The organism is Gallalistipes aquisgranensis, assembly GCF_014982715.1.
GTDB lineage: Bacteria > Bacteroidota > Bacteroidia > Bacteroidales > Rikenellaceae > Gallalistipes > Gallalistipes aquisgranensis.
Window position 1 is genome coordinate 2,049,941 of record NZ_JADCJY010000001.1, and the last position, 19,896, is coordinate 2,069,836.

Genomic DNA, 19,896 nt, shown 5'->3' on the forward strand with positions numbered 1-19,896 from the left:
AGCATGACGGCAGCTTCCCGGGAAATCATATTGACGGTACGCTGCCTCACCTACAACCAGGCTCCGTTCGTACGGCAATGCCTGGACGGTATCGTCATGCAGAGAACCGATTTCGGATTCGTGGCACTGGTCCACGACGACGCCTCGACAGACGGAACGGCCGAGATAGTCGCCGAATACGCAGCCAGATATCCGGAGATCATACATCCGGTACTGGAGAAGGAAAACCTGTATTCGAAACACGACGGATCGTTATCCAAAGTCATTCTCAGCCACTGTACCGGCAAATATGTAGCCTACATAGAGGGGGACGACTACTGGACCGATCCGCTAAAACTCCAGAAGGAGGTCGATTTTCTGGAAAACAACCCGGAATACGGACTGGTGCGGACCCATTTCGATCGTTACTATCAGAAAGAGGGAAAAATCGAAAAGGGCATTTTTCCCGCCATGCACGGCATGACGGACACCCATCAGGGATATATTCTCAACCCCGTATTCGCAGGTCCCTGCACGTGGGTTTTCAGAATGAAATACCAGAGGAACCGGCCGGCGTACGACAGGACGCGGTATTTCGGGGGCGACCTCGCGCTGCTGCTGGAGATAAGCCGTTCGTCCAAAGTCAAGTGCCTCGAAGAGAATACGGCCGTATACCGGATTCTCGGCGACAGCGCCAGCCACACCGAATCGCCGCAAAGGTCGCTGAATTTTCTGATCAAGCTGAAAAACACGCGCATACTGTTCGCAAAGTCGCAACCCCTGTCGTTCAGAGTGAAATTATGGATCAGAATCTGCCGCTCGTACAGGGACAAATACAGAAAGGCAGGCAAATATCACGAATGGTTCACGATGTGCGTTTCCGACTTCGTCGAACTGTTCATCCGCAGAAAGGACAAAGTACTCGACATCTGACATGGGAAACATCAGAAATTCCGTTTTAGGCGGTTACAACTATCTGTACAACAGATTCGGAGAGGGAATCTTCAATATCGGAATCATAGATTACACGGACGACCTCATATACCGGGATCGGTTCCCTGAAATCCGGTGGCTGCAACACGGTTTCAGAGACCGGTGGTTCGCGGACCCCTTCATACTGTCGGCAGACAACGAGACCGTCACCCTGTTGGTCGAAGCCTATATCTACACGAAACGCAAGGGCGTCATCGGGAAAATCACCGCCGGCAGACAACCGTTCACGCTATTGGAATACGAAACCGTCCTGGAGTCGGACACTCATCTCTCCTTTCCGGCCATCTGCAGGGACGGAGAGCATATCTGCGTTTACCCGGAAAACTGTCACAGCCGGAACAGCTACATCTACCTGTACGACCCTTCCGCACAGAAACTCACAGAGAGACGCCTGTTATCCCCGTATCCGCTGGTAGATGCGGCCCTGTTCGAATTCCGAGGCGAAAACGCGATGATCGCAACGTTGTCCTCCGATCCTCACGGCACGACCTGCACCGTTCTCCTGCCCGACCGGGAAAATGTATTCGAACCGTATCAGACCATCGCATTAAAGGACAATTCGTCAAGAGGTGCCGGACTGCCTTTCACCGTGGGGGACAAACTCATCCGGCCGGCCCAGAACTGCAACGGCGGATATGGCGTCGGCATCGTGTTCCAGGAGATAAACAAGGTCGGGGACACCTTCACTTTGACGGAAGTCGGCAGATTCGACGCCTGCGACCCGAAATACGACACGGGATTCCACACATTCAACAAGTCGGGCGACATCGCCATAGTAGACGGCTACCGGCTTCCTCCCCGATTCGTGAAAAAGACATTTGCAGCCATCCAGGGCATTATCAACCGAATCTCGAAAAAATGAACCTGCTTTTTTCCTGTGACGAATACCCTCCGGCAAAAAGCGGGGGAATCGGCACTGCAACAAAGACCGTGGCCGAGGAACTGGCTCGAAGAGGGCACCAGGTACATGTAGTCAGCGGCGTGCTTCCCGGCACGAACTTACCGGCCTATACCACCGACAATGGGGTCAATATCTACCGTTTCCGGTATTTCAGAGGTTTTGGATGGTTTTTCCGGAATGCAGAAACCGGAGCGGAATCATTGCCCCTGAAATTTCTGAAAAAGTCGGGTATCCTGGCATCTTTGGCAAAAAAGGAATTTTACAGGACCCATCGCCTTATCCGGCAAATCATAGCGGAAAAACAGATCGACATCGTCGAGTTTCCCGATTATCTGAAACTCTCGGATTATTACAAATTCAAAAAGAAAATCGACTTCCCCCGATACGACATTCCCGTAATTGCCCGGGTTCACGGATGCCAGTCGTTCGCCTCGTATTACAGGGACGGGAACATACACGAGGTGAACCGGTACAACGACACCTCTTTTTTCAACAGCGCGACGAAGATTCTCGCGGTAAGCCGGTTTTCCGCCGATTTCGTAAACAATCTGCTGGGCATAACGCGCAAAATCGACGTCATCTACAATCCGCTGGACCTAAACGGGCTTCTGCATACCGCAGAGAGTCTTCCCAAAGACGAAGGGACCTCCAAGAACATCGTCTTTCTGGGCAAAATCGTCAGGACCAAAGGGGCCTTCAACCTTCTCGAAGCCTTTAACCGGTTCGCCGCCGGGCATCCGGATTACACGCTGACAATGATCGGCGGCGGAGAGATCGAAAAGGGAGCATCCGTCGTCAGACCGGAATTCCGCAACCGGGTCGTGTTCACCGGCTATCTGTCGGGAGAAGAGGTTTGCCGGCACGTGATGAACGCGACGTTTTGCGCAATCCCCTCGTTCTTTGAGAATTTCAGTATGGCGGCATTGGAAATCATGGCCTTAGGGAAAGCCCTGGTCTACACGACAGCCGCATCCGGCCGGGAAGTAATCGAGGACGGGGTAGACGGACTGCTCGCCGATCCCCATAATGTGGAGGAGATATGCGAAAAGATGGAAATCATGGCCGGCGACGAGACCCTGAGGACAAACATGGCGGCAAAAGCCGCAGAAAAAATAAGACATCGGTACACCACCGACACCATAGTGTCCGAGATCGAAGAGTATTATATGCAACTGATGCGAATCCATGCGTAAGACCCTCACACGATTCAAATCCGTCCTCCTCTTTCCCGTCGTCGCCACGCTCTGCATCGCTGCCGGAAGGGAAAGGAGAAATATCATTGCTGCCGACACGGAAAAGTGGAGCGAGTGGAAGAACTGTCCCCGAGGTTTCCGCGGCCTGCTCCGGCTGTTCGTCCTGTTTCCGGAATACCGCTCACTGTTCTACTACCGGGTGGGACCGGCCAGCCATCTGTTTTCACACATCATAAAAGGGGAATGCTGCCTCTATTTCCGCTCCCCGAAAATAGGGGAAGGATTTCTGATACAACACGGATTCGCCACGATCATCGACGCAGAGACGATCGGTAGGAACTGCAAAGTGTTCCAACAGGTCACCATCGGATACAATGGCGACAAACGTCCCTCGATCGGGGACAATGTGATGATCTGTGCCGGCGCCAAAGTACTCGGAGGAATCACCGTCGGCAATCATGTCGTTATAGGAGCGAATGCGGTTGTCGTTCACGATGTCCCCGACGGTACGGTCGTCGGCGGTGTTCCGGCCAAAGTGCTCAAACGCATAGATGCGGTCGACAACCTGAAATAAAAAAACACCATGTTGGAAAGCATAACGATATACGTCCTGACCGCCTGGATTCTTTATCTGCTGGCACGGCCCTATGCGAACCTGGGGGAGGCCAATACGTTCTGGACCAAAGGGATGATCTGGTCGGTCATCGTCTTCGCATCCATCGCGGGAGCCCGCTATAACGTGGGGGTAGACTATATGGGGTATCTCAACAGCTACGACGAACTGCTGTCGGGCAAAGAGATGTACAGGGACGATTTTGAAATCGGCTTCTTATCCATCTCCCGGTTTCTGGCCTTTTTCGGCCTGCATTTTTTCTTTTTCTTCGCATTATGGGCCGCGCTCCAGATCGGATTCGTCTATTCGGCACTGAAGGACAGCCGTTACATAATACCGTACGTAGCCCTCTGCATCATGCTCGGACCGTATTTCCTGAACTGGATGAACGGTATCCGACAGACGGTGGTGGCCTGTGCATTCGTATGGGCCGTCCAATATATAAAAGACCGGAGGCTCATCCCCTACATGGTTTTCATCGTTCTTGCCTGCACCATCCACCATTCCGCACTGATCCTGATACCATTCTATTGGCTGGGGAGGAAAAAGATAGTATCCGACAGACCGACAACCAGCCTGATCGTTCTTTCCGTATGTATCGCACTGGGTTCCACGCCCACCTGGATCAACTCCCTTTCCTTTGTAGGGTCGTTCTTCGAAACCTTCGGATTCGACAGATACGGAAACGTATTCAACGAACTGACGGGAGGGGCCTCCGAACTGGTGAAATTCGATTGGGGTCCCACCAAAATCGCCGCACTGCTGCTGGAAATCCTCATCATCGTCTACTACCCGAAAATGAAGGTCTGTTTCCGACAGACCAAAATCGACACATTCTTTCTCCTGTTTTTCCTCGGGATATGCTGGTATTATCTCGTCATGAACACGATACACCAGATGATCCGTCCGACCGAATATTTTACCATCTTCCGTTTACCCATGACGGCGTATCTTCTGTATTATCTGAAAACGACGAAAAGGCACAAAGCCTTCACCCTCGCCTGTATTCTGTGTTTCTCCTACATATTCATCACGATCTACAAAGGATACACCAATCCCCAGGGCAGTTACGCCACCGTTCTGTATCATTTCTTCTTCGAAAAGATATGAGAAAACTGCTCATCATAAACAAGGCGCCATACGGCCACCTAGTCGATTCATACAAATGGTGCCTGTACCTCCGCACCGACTACGACATAACGTTCGTCGGCCTGGGAAATCCCGTCCCCGGGACGGATGCCGACGGCATACACGTCGTTTCGGTCCGGACACGGAAAAGCCGGCTGCTGACAGGCGCCGTTTTTCTGGCATCCTGCCTGTATCATCTCTTCGCATTCCGGGGCATCGCCATCGTCGTCTTTTTCGAGCAATGCGGAATTCTCAAACGCCTGTTCCCCCGAAAGAGAATCCATCTGGACATCCGGACGCTCTCCGTATCGAAAGACAGTCGTCACCGGGAACATTACGATCAACTGGTCCGGAAGGCCGTCCTGTCGTACGATTCCGTCTCCGCGATCTCCGAAGGAGTTCTGAAGCGACTCCCCGTGGAAAACAAAAAATCTTTGGTGCTCCCCCTGGGCTCGGACGTGATCTCAACCGCCCGCAAACAGTATGAAAACATCCGGCTTCTGTATGTCGGGACCTTCGACGGACGGGATCTGCACAAAACGATAGAGGGCTTGTCGCTGTTCGCCGCCCGGCATCCTTCGGCCGACATCGCCTACCACATCGTAGGCTACGGATTCGGAGACGAAGAGAAAAAACTCAAACGGCTGAGCGCCTCGCTCCGCCTCGAAGACAAGATCGTGTTCCACGGCCGAATTCCCCACGAAAACTTATCGGACATCATGGGACAGTGCAATGTCGGCGTATGCTTCGTTCCCGTCACCGACTATTACAATATACAGCCGCCCACCAAAACCTACGAATACGCGATGTCCGGTCTGTTCGTGATAGCGACAGCCACCGACGAAAACAAAAAACTCGTCACTCCGGACAACGGCATCCTCATAAGCGACGACGCCGAAAGCTTCGCTTCCGCATTGGAGCACGTCGAAGCCCACAAACGCCGTTTCGAAGAGCGGAAAATACGGGCATCGCTGCACGATTGTACCTGGAAGGCCATCGTCGACGATACGCTGGCTCCGTTTCTGAAATCCCTGCGACCATGAGACTGTTGATCATCACACCCGAAATACACCGCCTGGGAGGCGTGGCGAACCACTATCTCGGCTTGTCCGCCCACTGGACGGTGCCGGTATCGTACCTGTTCTACGGCAAGCGGTCCGACAAGACCCCGACCTGGCTGACCCTGCTGCTGTACCCGTACGATTACCTCCGGTTCATAGGGATGTTGATTACCGGAAAAGGGGATGTCGTGGTTATCAATCCGTCCTTACGGAAAGCCCAGGTGATCCGGGACGGCCTGTTCCTGCTTACAGCGAGAGCATTCCGCCGGCCGGTCGTAACCTTCATCCACGGTTTCGGAACGGACTATGCCGCCCGGCTCGCCCGAAAGGGAGGACTGTTCCGGTGGTGTTACAACAAATCCGCGTTCATCTACACATTGTACAGCGGATTCCGGGAGCAATTGCAGAAAACAGGCATTACCTGTCCCATATTGCTGACCACGACAAAAGTCTCGGACGAATTATTGGAGGGAGCGGTCATCCCCGTCCGAAGCGACATAAAGAACATACTGTTCGCGGCGCGCATCATCAGGGAAAAAGGAATCTTCATCACCCTTCAGGCATTCGAAACGTTGAAACAGAGGCACCCGCAACTGCACCTGACCGTATGCGGAGACGGCCCGGCCCTGGAAGAGGCGAAGAGATTCGCGGACGGACACCGAATCGGAGACATTTCCTTTATGGGCAATATCCACGGCGACTCCCTGCGCGACGCATACCTGAATGCAGACCTGTACATCCTGCCGACCCACCAGGAGGGCATGGCCACCACGGTACTCGAAGCGATGGCGTTCGGCCTGCCGGTCATATCGAGACCTGTCGGAGGCGTAAAGGATTTCTGGCAGGACGGAGACATGGGATACCTTCTGGAATCACTCGACAGCCAGGATTACGCAGCCCGAATCGAACGGCTCATCTGCGACCCCCGGCTCGTACAGCACATTTCGTCATTTAACCGGCAATACGCCCGGCAACATTTTCTCGCCTCCGAGGTGGCGGAAAAATTCGAAGAAGACGTCAGAAAACACATAACAATATGAATATCAGAAAATTACACAGGGGGGGGGTATTTTCTGCTGTATTATGCGATAGCCTATTACCTCCCCAACAGCAACCATCCTCTCCTCGGCGAATTATCACGAAGATTCAGAGGGGCACTCTGCCGCCGTATCTTTATCCGAACGGGCAAATGGATAAACGTCGAACGCCGTGTATATTTCGGCAATAACAGAATATGTTTGGGAGAAGGGAGCGGGCTCGGTTCTAATTTCCATCTTCAGAATTGCGAGCTGGAAGTCGGCGACTACGTTATGGTCGCCCCCGACGTGAAAATCCTGGGGGGCGGACATAAGTTCGAAAACAGAGACAGGACGATCGGCTCCCAGGGGGATTGCCCCAAAAGCAAACTGATCATCGGAGACGACGTCTGGATCGGCAGCAATGCGATAATCCTCGGGAAAGTTTCAAAAATCGGGAAGGGAGCCGTCATAGGTGCGGGCAGCGTCGTCACGAAAGAGGTCCCCGACTATGCGGTGGTGGCAGGCAACCCGGCAAGAATCATCAAATACAGGACACAATGCGCAAACTCAGAGAATCCATCCGCCTGATCGCGATCCGGCTCAGGCATGCCTATTTTACCGGATTGCTGGGAATGGACATCGCAACATCCGCCCGGATTTCCTTCGGCACCCGCCAGGACAAAACGAATCCGAAAGGGATTCATATCGGAGAGGAAAGCTACACGGCATCGGGTGCGATTATTTTCACCCACGATTTTTGCAGGGGGATTCACAGAGATACCCGCATCGGGAAACGGTGCTTCATCGGGGCCAACGCCATCATCATGTGCGGTGTCCGTATCGGCGACAATGTCGTGGTAGGCAGCGGAGCCATCGTGACGAAAGACGTCCCTTCCGGTTGCATCGTGGCAGGCAATCCGGCGAAAATCATCAAGGAGGGCATACGGACGACGAAGTTCGGGCAAATCGTGTGATTCTTGCGGCTGCGGCTCTCCGGAGACCGTCCGGAAGTCACGGCGTTTCCGCTAAAGAAATCCGGCCGATTCCGGCCCACCATTTATCCCGGCACACCGATCATCCGGAACCGGCAGGCTGCTCCGCACAGGAACGAAAAACGAAATGCAGACATGGACAAAATTTCATTGAACGGAGTGGAGGTTTTCCCCTTTTCATCCGACAGGCAGCTACTCTCGTACGTGGACGGACACAAGGGTATCCTGGTGGCCATCAATGCGGAAAAGATACTCCACGCGACCGACCGGACCCGCCGCATCATCAACCGGAACATAGGCTACTGCGACGGCATCGGGGCGGTCGCCGCGTTGCACAAGAAGGGATATACGGATGCGGTCCGGATACCCGGCTGTGAATTGTGGCTGAAGATCATCCGCAGGTTATCCGGCGAAGGAAAGTCTTTCTATTTAGTCGGGGGCAAACAGGAGGTGATCGAAGAGACGATAAGGAGACTGAAGGAGGATTTTCCCGGAATCAATATCGCAGGCTACCGCAACGGGTACATCCAGACCGACGATGAAAAAGGGACCCTGATCGAGGAGATAAAAACGAAAAAACCGGATGCGGTTTTCGTGGCGATGGGATCGCCCAAACAGGAGCTGCTGATGGAAGAGATGGCCGAATCGCACAAGGCCATCTACCAGGGGCTCGGCGGCAGTTTCGATGTGTACACGGGCAGAGTGAAGCGTGCGCCCCGATGGTGGAGGGAACACAGGCTGGAAGGGCTTTACCGCTCCTTGACCAGTTTTGCCAGAATGAAGCGGCTGTTCAAAGCCATGCCTTTCTGGTGGAATGTCCTGACGAACAAATATTAAAAAAACAGGCCGGAGACAGAGTCCCCGTCCTCCCCGGAAGAATCAATCCCGGCGACACGTCCGAACCGGACCGGCCACACACAGCGAAGGACGATCCCCCCGTTGCAACGGGGGGATCGTCCTTCTTTCACATTCGCATCTGAAGACCGTCCTTCCTCACAGTGACCGACATGCAGGAAACCGATCTCTATCCCTGCCTCCTCCGACGTTTTTTCCCGCAACCGTAAAAATTTTTCGCTCATCCTTCGTTTTTTTATGGATAAGTTCGGATATTTAAGTATTGTTTCACTCTAAAACATAAAACAATGACCAACTTATCCCTTCTCCCGGCACGGACAACCGAGCGTTTTCCGGCCGGCAAAGAAAAACCGGGGCCTTGCGTGCCGTGTTCCCGGTGCCTGCACACGCAGGCGGCTTTCCTCGCAAGCCCGAATCCCGGAACGATCTGTCCTCACTTTCAAAACGAACGGCCATGAAAGAGCATGAAGAGTTGATCCCGGGAAAAATTTACCTGTTCCTGCCGGAAGACTCACCCGGAGGAGACGGCGAACGTTTATACGGGCTTTTCGAGGGCAGGAAGAACGGATGGCCCCATATGAAGGCGATCATGTTCGACCGGTGCCGTTTCCTCCACGATCTTCCCCTGCCCTCCGGCTACCGCTGCGTACGGGAAGCCGACTACGAAGAGGTATGCGACTTCTGCTTCCGCCACGGATTCGCCTTTCACCGGCAGCTGTGTCTCTCGGGAGGAGGAAATCCCTGCACGCCTTACGGACATTGGACTTCCGGCGAATAAATTTCTGCCGAACTTCCCTTGCAATATTGAAATTTATAGTTATTTTTGAATAACAAAAAATCGCTGCCGATGGGTTAAAAAAACGGAATAATACGATAAATGGCTTCGCGCTGTTTATTCCCGACTGTAAATATCGCCAATATTTTTCACTATCCACAGGAATAGACAGACAAGTTTGTGTCAGACACACCACGTGCTGCACGGGCTCGTCTTGTTGGTGGAAGGAACCTTGGCGAATCCTACAGTTGAACAAGTTCGGGCCCGTGCTTTTTTCCCTTCCCTTTTCTCCCTCCGCAGAACACCGTTTCCCTGTCTTCATAAAAAAGAACGGTCCGAAGACCGCTCTGTCGCCCCCCAAAAGGCAAACCGGACGGAATCCGTCACCAGAAACGGGCCGTGATGTCCTCCATGCGCACACCGCCCCGCTCCGCCCGTATGCGATAGAGCCGCTGGTTGGTCGTCCGGCTGCGGAGCCCCCCGCACCGTTCCACATAGGGTCCCAGTTTCAGATAATCGAACAACCCGGCATCGACTTCCTCCGGCAGCCGGTTCCGGCCCGAATACCACGCCGTACGTAACCCGGGATAAGCCTCCCGGAGCCACCGGGCCAGCGCGGCCACCTCCCCCGGAGCGCCGTCGCCCCCCATGAAACAGAGGCAGGTAACCGATCCGCCGTACTGTTCCAGCAGTGCCTCCACCTCCTCCGGAACCAGGAGCCGTCCTTCGTCCCGCCACAGATAAGGACTGTGACAGCCCGGACAACCGTTCGGACAACCCGAGATATTGACCGCGAGCGTCACTTCGTCCGGTATCTCCTGAAAGACGATATCGTAACTTACGAATTTAAGCATCTCTTTTTCTGTTTGCCGTTCCGGAAAAGCGAACGGCCCATGTCCGGACCGCCCCTTTTCCTGCCGGTTTTCACACCTGTTCCGAACCGTGCGCGTAATGACGGCGGGCCGCCTCCTTCTGGCGCGCCCGGGAGAAATTGCTCACCCGCTTCAGATAACCGATCACGCGCGTCAGATAGTCCGTATTGCGGCTGTGACACACGGGGCACTCCTGCAGATAGCGTTTGTCGATATGTCCACAGTCGTTGCAGACCGTATTGGGAATGTTGAAGGTAAAATAGTTCGTCCCTTCGCGGGCGGCCACCCGCAACAGCTGGCGGTACTGCGGAGCGCTCAGATGCTCGTCCAGGTTCATGTGCAGGGCCGATCCTCCGGTCAGGTGCTCCACATAATGGCGGCCGTGCAGCCGGAAACGGTCGAGCACGTTGAGCGAGGAGTCCTCCACCACGTAGAAATAGCTGTTGTAGCAGTCGCGCGGCACCGCATAACCGTCCTCCCGGTCCCACTTGGCATGCTTCACCCCCACGTTCTCGGCCGGGATCATCTCGCAGTTGAAGAGCACCTCTTTCGTGCGGTACTGCTTGTTATAGCGCTCCACAATCCCCAGCACATCCTGCACGAAGGAACGGTAGCGTTCGTTGTCGTTGATGGGAATCCCGAGAAATTCGGCTGCCTCGACCAGTCCGTTCACCCCGACGGTCAGATACTGGCGGGCCATATTGATATACCCGGCATCGAACAGCGGAAGCATCCCCTTGCCCTGAAGCACCTTCAGATTCTCGTTGTAGGCCAACTGGAATTTGTGTACCAGATCGACCACCTCCGAGAGGAAAACGGTGTAGTCCGTTCCCTGCCGCACGGCGTACTGGATACAGCGGTTCAGGTTGATCGTCAGCACGCTTTTCGACCCCGTAGAGACGCCTCCGGCACCGAGCGTGTAACTGAACCCGTTGTCCTGTATCTCGTTGCGCAGGCGGCAGCAGCTGCTGAGCGAATCGGCGTTGTCGCTCATATAGGTGAAGAAGGAGTGGCCCTCCGCATACATCTGCGCCGTAAAATCGCCGTATTCCCGGTCCTTCACATCCCCGTTCTCCGAGAGCAGGGCCATGGTCTCCACGGGGAAGGTCAGCACCGTTTTCGTCCGTTCGGCGTTGAACCAGCGCATGAACCGGCGCTGCAGCCAGTCGAGCGTCTCCCACCGGGGACGCGAACCGTCCGGGAAGAAGAAGTTGCCGAAAAGACTCTCGAAATAGAACCGGTCGTAATAGGCTATGTTCCAGAAAACGGCCTGGAAATTCCGGGCCCCCGTAGGCTGGTTGATCGAATAGACGATCTGTTCGAAACAGTCGGTAATCACCTTGTCCAGCGTCCTCTGCCGGAGCGAAAGATCGACCACGCGGTCAGTATCGGCTATGTAGTCGTCGCCGTACTCCTGCCGGATAAAATAGTCGAGGTACATCAGGAACTCCGGCGTGGCGCAGGCCCCGCTGAGCATGCTGCTCACGATGAAGACCATATTGACGAAACCGCCGCAGAACGACTTGAGATTGGTCGGTTTCGTGGAGTTGCCCCCGATCGAGGCCGTGCCGCCGATCAGCCACGGGTACATGGTGATGCTGGCACAGTAGTTGGCCATGCTCGTCTCGTCGTTCTTGTAGATGAAATGACCGTCGAGCAGTTCAAGGTAACGGTCGGCCGTCGCCTTGCCGTACATCTGCTTGATCCGGTCGCAGAGCAGCCGGCGGTTCAGGCGGATGAAGTTCGACTTGGGCAGTTCGCCGATCAGCGTGGCGATGTTCTTGTTCTCGACGTTGGCGTTGGCGTCGTACTTGCTGCCCGTGGCCGGATTCTCGGCCTCGCAGTAGTCGATCAGGAAAGCCAGCTTGTCGCGCACCTCCCGGTCTTCGAGGTGCTGCTGGCGGTAGATGATAAAGGACTTGGCCACCCCGTAATACCCGTGGCTCATCAGGGCCAGCTCCACCTGGTTCTGTATCTCCTCCACGGTGGTCCCCGCACAGATGTAGAGACTGGAAGTCAGTTTTTCGAGCACCGCCTCGGAGGGTTCCTTGCCCACCGAGCGGAAAGCCTTGGCGATCGCCGCCGTGATCTTGTCCATCGAGAAGGGCTCCCGCGTCCCGTCCCGCTTCACGATCGTAAATTCCGATCCGTTCATCGTTTTCATTCGTTTTAAAGGTTCCACATGCGTTCTCCCGGCGGACGACTCCGCCGCGGCGTCCCTGCGAAAATCCCCAGCGGGAAAAGGATCGGAAACACCCGGAACCCAGACACGCGGCACGCGCCGCCGTTCCGGTCTCTCCTGTCGCCCTAACTCCCGAAAGCAGGATCTATCGCTGGCATTTCCGGCAGGTCTTCTGACTCATCTCCTCCCCCGGGGCGCCTTCCCACAAAAACATTGCAGTGGCATCCTGCCCCGGGCTCGTCGAGAATTACAGCAGCGGGTACTGTCACCGATTCGCACGGTGTTCCCTCTTGCGGGACGGGGCCGTAACCCCGCCACCGGAAACAGTGTAAAAGTAGACATATTCGGAACCATTGTTCCTGCCGCACGGAGAAAACTATCATCTTTTTATCAACAATCCGCCCATTCCGGAAGAAATGCTTATTTTTGGGGGCGCGACCGAACGCACACCGAACGACCGGCAAGCATGGAGTGGCTGATGAATCTGGGATATACGGGGCTGTTCGTCGGGGCCTTTCTGGCCGCGACGGTTATCCCTTTTTCGTCCGACGTGATGCTGGTGGGTCTGCTGGCCGCCGGGGGCAATCCCTTCATCGCCATTCCCGTGGCCACTGCGGGCAACTGGCTGGGAGGGCTCACCTCCTACTGGCTCGGATGGCTCGGCCGCTGGGAGTGGATCGAACGGTGGCTGAAGGTCAAACAAGAGACGCTGGAACGGCAGAAATCCCGTGTGGACCGCTGGGGCAGCTGGCTGGCCCTGATGACGTGGCTGCCGCTGGTGGGCGACGTAATGGCCGTGGCGCTGGGATTCTACAAGACGGATTTCAAAAGGACGGCCCTCTTCATGCTGATCGGAAAAGGAGCCCGATTCGTGGCCTGGGCCGCCCTCTACTACTGGATATGGCCCGATCAATAACCCGAACGATATGATAAACCACGCAGAAGTCATCGCATTCGACGCCGACGATACGCTCTGGAGCAACGAACCGCATTTCCGGGATACGGAGAACCGGTATATCGGTCTGTTGGCGAAATACGATGCACCCGAACGCATCTCGGCCGCCCTCTACCGAACGGAAACCGCCAACATGGAGCTGCTGGGCTACGGAGCCAAAGCCTTCACGATCTCCATGCTCGAAACGGCGGTGCAGATCGCGGGCGAGCGTCTGACGGCCCGGGAGACCGCACAGATCGTCGAATGGGGCAAGTCGCTGCTCCGCATCCCGATCCTTCCGCTGGAGGGCGTACGGGAAACGCTGGAGAAGCTGAAGGAGAGAAACCGCTACCGGCTCGTCGTCGCCACCAAAGGCGACCTGCTCGACCAGGAGAGCAAACTGGAACGTTCGGGTCTGGCAGACTGCTTCGAACACACGGAGGTGATGTCCGACAAGGGGGAGAAGGAGTATGCCCGCCTGATGGCAAGGCTGGGCGTGTCTCCGGACCGGTTCGTCATGGTCGGCAACTCCCTCCGGTCGGACATCCGGCCCGTACTCGCGCTGGGCGGCTATGCCGTATACATTCCTTTCGAAGTGACCTGGGAACACGAAAAGGCGGAACCGATCGAACATCCGCATCTGCGGCAACTGAGCCGTTTCGAAGAGCTCGCCGGTCTTTTCTGACAGGTGCCGGACCGCAAAACGGCCCGTTCCGCCGGTCATTCCCTTCTTCCGGCAATCCGCCTGCGGCACCCTGCATCCCGAAACGGGAAAATACGGAAGGAGGGGAGCGTTTCGCCGCTCCCCTCCTTCTCCATATCTCCGGTTCCGGCGGTCAGTTCACCACCCGGCAATAGCTCCGGTACTTGCCCATCACCCGGTCCACGAAAGCGAGCGTCTCGCCGCTCCCCGTGAACCGGCCGTGCCGCACCACCTCGTCCTCCAGATAGGCGGGATCGGCCTTGCACCGCAGGAAAAACGACACGTCGGCCCATGAATTCGGATCGCCTCCGTATTTGGCGGCCAGTCCCCGGGCATCCATCACGTGGCCGATTCCTCCGTTGTAACAGGCCAGGATCAGGCTCATGCGGTCCTCGAAAGGCATCCGCTCCGGCAGTTTCAGCGTCCGCTCGATCTTGCCCAGCAAACGCGCGGCCAGCCGCACGTTGATCTCCGGTTTCATGATTTCGCTCTCGTGCACACCGAACTGGCGCGCCACGACCGGCATGATCTGCATCAGTCCCCGCGCGCCTCGCCGGGATACGATATAGGCATTGAACCGCGATTCGTTGTAGGCGATGGCCGAGAGCAGGCGCCAGTCGTACCCCTCCTCCTGCGCCACGCTGCGGATCAGGTCGTCCCACGCCGAAATACCGCCCGGCACCCGGCGTCCGTCGCCGATGAACTGCCCCACGATACCCCTCTCGAAATAGAGTTCGTTGAGCATGGCATACTCCTCTCCGTTGCGGTACCGCTCCAACCATGCGGCGAAGTGTCTCTTCAGCCCCGCACCTTCCCCCCCGAGCACGACACTCATGGAGACCGTGCCGGGAAAGGCACAGACCTGTTCGATGTTGCGTACCAGAGCACAGCCGAGCTGCGCCTCGCTCTTTTCGCAGATCAGCAGATCGTATTTCCCGTCGCCGAGCTCCTCCATCAGGTCGAAACTGTTGCGCGAAGAGAGAAACACGTTGCTGCCCCGAAGCGAATCGAGCAGCATCCCGTAATCGTCCGTCTTCCGGAAAACGTCGGGTACCATCAGACTGCGGCCTTCGAGCATACGTGCGGTCAGCCCTCCGCCGCGCTCCCGGAATCCGGCGGCCAGCCCCTTGCGGGCCAGCATCACGTAAGAGGTAGTATAGACGGGAAGCGCACGTGCGCTCCAGCTCCCTTCCACATGCGAGGAGAGCGTCGCCACGATATCCGCTTTCCCTTCGGCCAGCAGCCGGGCGCACGAATCGGGCGCGCTCTGCGGCACCACCTTCAGTTCGACGCCCAGTTCATCGGCATAGGCCCCGAGCAGGTCGTACTGGTAGCCGTACCCCTCACCGCCCAGCACGAAATAGCCGGGCATGTCCACGTCCATGGCCACCCGCAGCGTATCGCGCTCCTGCAGGAGGGACGACAGCCCTCCGCGGCGGCCGCAGTCGGAAAAGACAAAAAGAAAAAGAACCGGTACTAAAAAAAATACGTTCCGTTTAAACATAACAGATGTTTAGCGGGCAGCCGTCCGCCGCGCAGAAGCTAATCATAGAAACCCCACGAGAATCCGATCTTGAAAATCCGCTGGTTGAGCGGATAGTGCAGCACCTGAAAATAGTTGCGGCCTCCGATCAGGTCCTCGTTGACGTGCTGGAACTTCAGAAAGATACGCATGCGTTTCCACTTGGCGTTGGCGAACGCATCGACCATCGGATAGTTCCCCAGCTCCTTTTCCCTCTGGTTGTAGAACTTGGCCAGCGCCGGATTGTAACCGAAGGCATAGTACTTCGTGTTATACCGTCCGTCGAGACCGATCTGCATGCGCAGTACGTTCTTCACCACGTTGAATTCGAAGAAATAGGAGAGGTAGGCACTGGCCAGCGGCACCGGGATGACTTCCTGTGACGTGCTCCATTGCAGCAATACCCTGTTGTTGAAGTGAAATCCGCCGGCGCGGAAATCCTTTTGAGCATACAGGCCCGTGACGCTCACGCTTCCGTCGGCCTGGGCGGGCATGGAGTTGGCATCGTAGTAGATTTTGTTTCCGATGACGCTCTGCCAAAGCCCCGCCGACAACCCTATGTAGGGAATCTGCAGCGTAACGTCGAACCGGGTCTCATTCTCCTTGGCAAAGGAGTTCGACCAAATGTAGTGGTTCGAGTAGTAATTCTCCGCCCAGTAATCCGGCGAACGGCGTTCGTACCGGAAACGGCCGGACAGAGTGATGGGATGGTCCTTGATAAACGCGCTGACCGACAACTCCCCGCCCAGACTCAGGTCCTGGCTCTGGCACCCGAGCGGGTGGTAGGTGAGGTCGGCGCCCCAGTCCAGATACTTTTTCAGCTTGCCCGCGATCGACCCGTAGACGTAGAAACTGTTCCGGTTCACGCCTTCGGTGTTGCCCGTGAGATACTGGTCCATATTGAACTGGTAGTAATGATGGTTGTCCAGCCCCACCCCGGCGTCGATGGTTCCCACCACCGCGTCCCGGTCCCAGGGCTGTATCTGCACGAAAATCTTGTTGGAGAGCAGCGACTCGAAAATGGAGTCGCGCGAGGCGGCGGAATTGATGTACCAGTTCTCGTAATAGTCCCCGCTGCCCTCTTTGGTGTCGGTGTATTTCTTGTAAAAGCGGCTGTACACGATCGAATGGCCGACAAAAATAGAGGAACGGCCCGCGATCGAAAAGTCCTCCTCGGTCAGCTTCCGAAGCGGGATACCGTACGACTGTACGGCATAGAAAATATTGTTTTTCAATTTGTTGCGCGCATCGGACAGCCGGATGGGGATATTCTCCGACATTTCGAACACGGTGTCGGTAATGTCCCGGTCGTTCTGTACGCCGCCGTTCTCCTGCACGTCCACCGAATTGTAGATATACCCCCCGTGTGCCGAGTATTTTTTACCCGTGTGGGAAAAGGCCATCGACAGGTTCTTGTCGCGGGCCTTCTGCCACGTGTAGATACCCCGCGTACCCCGGCTCTTGTAGTTGACGTTGAACCCCGACGAAGGAGAGATACTCTGGGCATGGGTCAGCTCCAGCCGCTCTTCCTGCCGCTTTTTCTGTCCGGCCCAGAAATAGGAGAGATGCGTGAAAGGTTTCTTCACGTTGTAGAACGGAGCGTTCTCCGGCGAATAGAAATAGGATTCGTAGGCGCTGGCGAAGGCGAAATTATAGTCGTCCGGCCGCCGGAAGTAGTTCAGAGGGATGGCCGCACCGCCCAGATTGCCCAGATAGGCGCTGCCCACGCCGTCCCGCAGGAAAGGGAAATCCACCTGGAACTGATTGAGCATCGTGTCGATGTCCACCATCCGGATTCTATTGCGGGAAAGGTCCACGTTCCATGCGAAATTAGGTCTCTTGCGCGTAGAGTCGTCGAAGAAATAGGATTCGAGCGGTTTGCGTATCTTTTTCTTGGTCGAGTCGCTTCCCGTCTGGTTCGCCGGCGCACCGGGATTGTTCGGGTCCTCCACGAGAAACGGATTGGCATTTCCCACGCCCGGAGAGCCGTATCCGCCCGTGATGCCGTCCTGGGGTTGCTGTGCGACGAGCCCGGCCGGGTAAAACCCGGCAAGAATCGTTCCGAAAAGCAGAACCCGGCTCCACAGCCGCAGACCTCTTCGCATACCCCTTTTTTTCATCAAAAATCCGCCGCAAAGATAATAAAAATATCGGAACCCCGCCCCGGTCCGCCCAAACCCCTCATCCTCTGCGCAATGACATCACGATATTGCGCACCAGCGACACCAGGATGTAGGCCATGATGATGAAGGGGACCGCCCCGATCCGGAAGAGGACGAGCGCAGCGAGCGACACCAGCAGGAACACGTAGCGCAGCAGGTTCTGCGGTTCGTGCAGCCCGTAGCCGTGGAACTTGAGCGCGAACATCCGCACGGGGCTTACCAGAAAATAGGAGAGGCACAGGGCGCTCAGCAGAATGTAGTAGGGCCGCACGGCATAGACGCCGTCGGCGAAAAGGTACCCCGCCGAGCAGACGAGCAGGGCGGCAGCCGGCGTGGGCAACCCTTCGAACTCGTAGCTCTGGCTTTCGTCGATGTTGAATTTGGCCAGCCGCAGGGCGGAAAAGGCGGCCAGGATGAACACCGCGAATCCCCAGGGGTCGATCCCCCCTCCGGCGAAAGCACCGCTTTGGGTCTGGTACATGACGAAAAGCACGGACGAGGGAGCCACCCCGAAACTCACCATGTCGGAGAGCGAATCGAGCTCCTTGCCCACGGGCGAGAACGATCCGGTGAGCCGCGCCGTGAAACCGTCCAGGAAATCGAAGACGGCAGCGGCCACCACCAGCCAGAAAGCCGTCTGCAGATCGGAGAGGACCAGCGCATAGACCGTGGCCGCCGACCCGCAGAGCAGGTTGCAGAGGGTGACGATATTGGGCAGGGTAATCAATCGGATTTTCATATTTGCAACTCTTTATATCGCGTCTCCCGGACGCCGTTCGCCACAAAGGTAGGAAAAACAGTTTACAAACGCTCTTTGCACCGGTTAAATTTTGCGGCCCCGAAAAATTGTGCTTAATTTGTAAAACGATAAAACACGAAAACCGCATGAACAACAAATATTGCGTCATCATGGCGGGCGGTATCGGCAGCCGGTTCTGGCCCATCAGTCGCACCTCCCGTCCCAAACAGTTCCTGGACATCCTGGGCACCGGGAAATCCTTCATCCGCCACACGTACGAACGTTTCGCAAAGATCGTTCCGCCCGAAAACTTCCTCGTAGTCACCAACCAGTCCTACGCCTCCCTGGTGCTGGAGGAGATTCCCGAGCTGAAACCCCATCAGGTGTTGGGCGAACCGCTCGGCCGCAACACGGCCCCCTGCATCGCCTACGCGGCGTTCCGCCTGCTGGCGGTCAATCCCGACGCCGAAATGATCGTCACCCCGTCGGACCACCTGATCCTCAACGAGGACGAATTCTGCAAAGCGATCGAGGAGGCGGTCGGTTACATCCGCGAGCACGCCGTGCTGATGACCATCGGCATCAAACCCAGCCGGCCCGACACGGGATACGGCTACATCCAGATCGAATCGGGCAAAGGGAAGCACAACCCGATCCAGAAGGTGAAAACGTTCACCGAAAAGCCCAATCTCGAAATGGCGAAGGTGTTCGTCGAGAGCGGCGAGTTTTTCTGGAACGCAGGCATCTTCATCTGGAAGGTGATCGACATCCTGCACGCCCTGCGCCGCCATCTGCCCGAAACCGAACAGCTGTTCGCCTCGATCGGCCAGTATTACAACACGGACTCCGAAGCGGAACACGTGGCCCAGGTCTATTCGCAGTGCCGCGCCATTTCGATCGACTTCGGCATCATGGAGAAGGCGGACAACGTCTGCGTCCGGTGCAGCGACTTCGGTTGGTCGGACATCGGCACCTGGGGATCGCTTTACCAGTATTCGGACAAGGACGAAAACGGCAACGTGACGGGAGGCGATACGGCCCTCTACGACACCCGCGACTGCATCGTGAAGATGCCCGAAGGGAAACTGGCCGTGGTCGAAGGCCTTTCGGACTACATCGTGGTGGAGAACGACAACGTGCTGATGATCTGCCCGAAATCGAACGAACAGAACATCAAGAAATTCATCGACGACGCGAGATACAGCAAAGGAGACAAATATATCTGATTTTTCCGCAGGCGGAATCAAAAACGGCACTCCGGTACACGTACGGC

Annotated in this window: 18 protein-coding genes, 1 pseudogene and 1 riboswitch; of the genes and pseudogenes, 14 read left to right on the top strand and 5 right to left on the bottom strand. The window is 56.2% G+C overall.

The window, feature by feature from the left end; all coding sequences use genetic code 11:
• The first annotated feature begins 3 nt into the window (after positions 1 to 3).
• From INF32_RS08285 to INF32_RS08335, 11 genes and pseudogenes are all read left to right on the top strand, one after another.
• A complete protein-coding gene (locus tag INF32_RS08285; protein ID WP_226387872.1) occupies positions 4 to 912 on the top strand; it encodes a glycosyltransferase in 909 nt (302 codons plus the stop codon).
• 1 nt (position 913) lies between these two features.
• On the top strand, positions 914 to 1,834 hold the full coding sequence (locus INF32_RS08290; RefSeq protein WP_226387873.1) for a glucosamine inositolphosphorylceramide transferase family protein: 921 nt from the start codon (positions 914 to 916) through the stop codon (positions 1,832 to 1,834).
• Complete coding sequence (locus tag INF32_RS08295) at positions 1,831 to 3,066, top strand: glycosyltransferase family 4 protein (RefSeq protein ID WP_226387874.1); 1,236 nt, start codon at positions 1,831 to 1,833, stop codon at positions 3,064 to 3,066. The genes INF32_RS08290 and INF32_RS08295 overlap by 4 nt, the downstream gene beginning before the upstream one ends.
• Positions 3,059 to 3,640 carry a serine O-acetyltransferase gene (locus INF32_RS08300; protein ID WP_226387875.1) on the top strand — a complete coding sequence of 194 codons (582 nt, stop codon included), beginning with the start codon at positions 3,059 to 3,061 and terminating at the stop codon, positions 3,638 to 3,640. The genes INF32_RS08295 and INF32_RS08300 overlap by 8 nt, the downstream gene beginning before the upstream one ends.
• A gap of 9 nt (positions 3,641 to 3,649) precedes the next feature.
• A complete protein-coding gene (locus INF32_RS08305; RefSeq protein ID WP_226387876.1) occupies positions 3,650 to 4,789 on the top strand; it encodes an EpsG family protein in 1,140 nt (379 codons plus the stop codon).
• The gene (locus INF32_RS08310) at positions 4,786 to 5,850 is read left to right on the top strand and encodes a glycosyltransferase (protein ID WP_226387877.1); all 1,065 of its coding nucleotides are present in this window, start codon (positions 4,786 to 4,788) and stop codon (positions 5,848 to 5,850) included. The genes INF32_RS08305 and INF32_RS08310 overlap by 4 nt, the downstream gene beginning before the upstream one ends.
• Positions 5,847 to 6,908: a glycosyltransferase family 4 protein gene (locus INF32_RS08315; protein ID WP_226387878.1), complete on the top strand. Its 1,062-nt coding sequence runs from the start codon at positions 5,847 to 5,849 to the stop codon at positions 6,906 to 6,908. The genes INF32_RS08310 and INF32_RS08315 overlap by 4 nt, the downstream gene beginning before the upstream one ends.
• 369 nt (positions 6,909 to 7,277) lie before the next feature.
• Positions 7,278 to 7,475, top strand: a pseudogene (locus INF32_RS12130) (DapH/DapD/GlmU-related protein); the annotation flags it as partial.
• On the top strand, positions 7,445 to 7,861 hold the full coding sequence (locus tag INF32_RS08325; protein WP_226387879.1) for an acyltransferase: 417 nt from the start codon (positions 7,445 to 7,447) through the stop codon (positions 7,859 to 7,861). The pseudogene INF32_RS12130 and the gene INF32_RS08325, both read left to right, overlap by 31 nt.
• Positions 7,862 to 8,014: 153 nt before the next feature.
• Positions 8,015 to 8,716, top strand: a complete 702-nt coding sequence (locus INF32_RS08330) for a WecB/TagA/CpsF family glycosyltransferase (protein WP_226387880.1) — start codon at positions 8,015 to 8,017, stop codon at positions 8,714 to 8,716.
• Positions 8,717 to 9,188: 472 nt separating this feature from the next.
• Positions 9,189 to 9,512, top strand: a complete 324-nt coding sequence (locus INF32_RS08335) for a hypothetical protein (protein WP_226387881.1) — start codon at positions 9,189 to 9,191, stop codon at positions 9,510 to 9,512.
• Between the two features lie 380 nt (positions 9,513 to 9,892).
• Here the strand turns inward: INF32_RS08335 and nrdG are convergent, their stop codons facing one another.
• Both nrdG and nrdD read right to left on the bottom strand, forming a co-directional pair.
• The gene (nrdG, locus tag INF32_RS08340) at positions 9,893 to 10,363 is read right to left on the bottom strand and encodes an anaerobic ribonucleoside-triphosphate reductase activating protein (RefSeq protein WP_226387882.1); all 471 of its coding nucleotides are present in this window, start codon (positions 10,361 to 10,363) and stop codon (positions 9,893 to 9,895) included.
• 70 nt (positions 10,364 to 10,433) lie between these two features.
• Entirely contained in the window at positions 10,434 to 12,536 is a 2,103-nt protein-coding gene (nrdD, locus tag INF32_RS08345; protein ID WP_226388130.1) for an anaerobic ribonucleoside-triphosphate reductase, read from the bottom strand.
• Between the two features lie 172 nt (positions 12,537 to 12,708).
• A riboswitch (cobalamin riboswitch) is annotated at positions 12,709 to 12,900 on the bottom strand.
• Positions 12,901 to 13,029: 129 nt separating this feature from the next.
• On the opposite strand from nrdD, the gene INF32_RS08350 reads away from it, so the two are divergent.
• Positions 13,030 to 13,479 (top strand): YqaA family protein, encoded by a 450-nt coding sequence (locus INF32_RS08350; protein ID WP_226387883.1) that lies wholly within the window; start codon positions 13,030 to 13,032, stop codon positions 13,477 to 13,479.
• Positions 13,480 to 13,489: 10 nt separating this feature from the next.
• Positions 13,490 to 14,182 (top strand): HAD family hydrolase, encoded by a 693-nt coding sequence (locus tag INF32_RS08355; RefSeq protein WP_226387884.1) that lies wholly within the window; start codon positions 13,490 to 13,492, stop codon positions 14,180 to 14,182.
• A gap of 151 nt (positions 14,183 to 14,333) precedes the next feature.
• On the opposite strand, the gene INF32_RS08360 is transcribed toward INF32_RS08355, so the two are convergent.
• The 3 genes from INF32_RS08360 to pssA form a co-directional block, all read right to left on the bottom strand.
• The gene (locus INF32_RS08360) at positions 14,334 to 15,704 is read right to left on the bottom strand and encodes an MltF family protein (protein ID WP_226387885.1); all 1,371 of its coding nucleotides are present in this window, start codon (positions 15,702 to 15,704) and stop codon (positions 14,334 to 14,336) included.
• A gap of 38 nt (positions 15,705 to 15,742) precedes the next feature.
• The gene (locus INF32_RS08365; RefSeq protein WP_226387886.1) at positions 15,743 to 17,827 is read right to left on the bottom strand and encodes a putative porin; all 2,085 of its coding nucleotides are present in this window, start codon (positions 17,825 to 17,827) and stop codon (positions 15,743 to 15,745) included.
• Positions 17,828 to 17,903: 76 nt separating this feature from the next.
• Entirely contained in the window at positions 17,904 to 18,623 is a 720-nt protein-coding gene (pssA, locus tag INF32_RS08370; protein WP_226387887.1) for a CDP-diacylglycerol--serine O-phosphatidyltransferase, read from the bottom strand.
• 146 nt (positions 18,624 to 18,769) lie between these two features.
• Here pssA and INF32_RS08375 point away from each other — a divergent pair, with 146 nt between their 5' ends.
• Positions 18,770 to 19,849 carry a mannose-1-phosphate guanylyltransferase gene (locus INF32_RS08375; protein ID WP_226387888.1) on the top strand — a complete coding sequence of 360 codons (1,080 nt, stop codon included), beginning with the start codon at positions 18,770 to 18,772 and terminating at the stop codon, positions 19,847 to 19,849.
• The last annotated feature ends 47 nt before the right edge of the window (positions 19,850 to 19,896 follow it).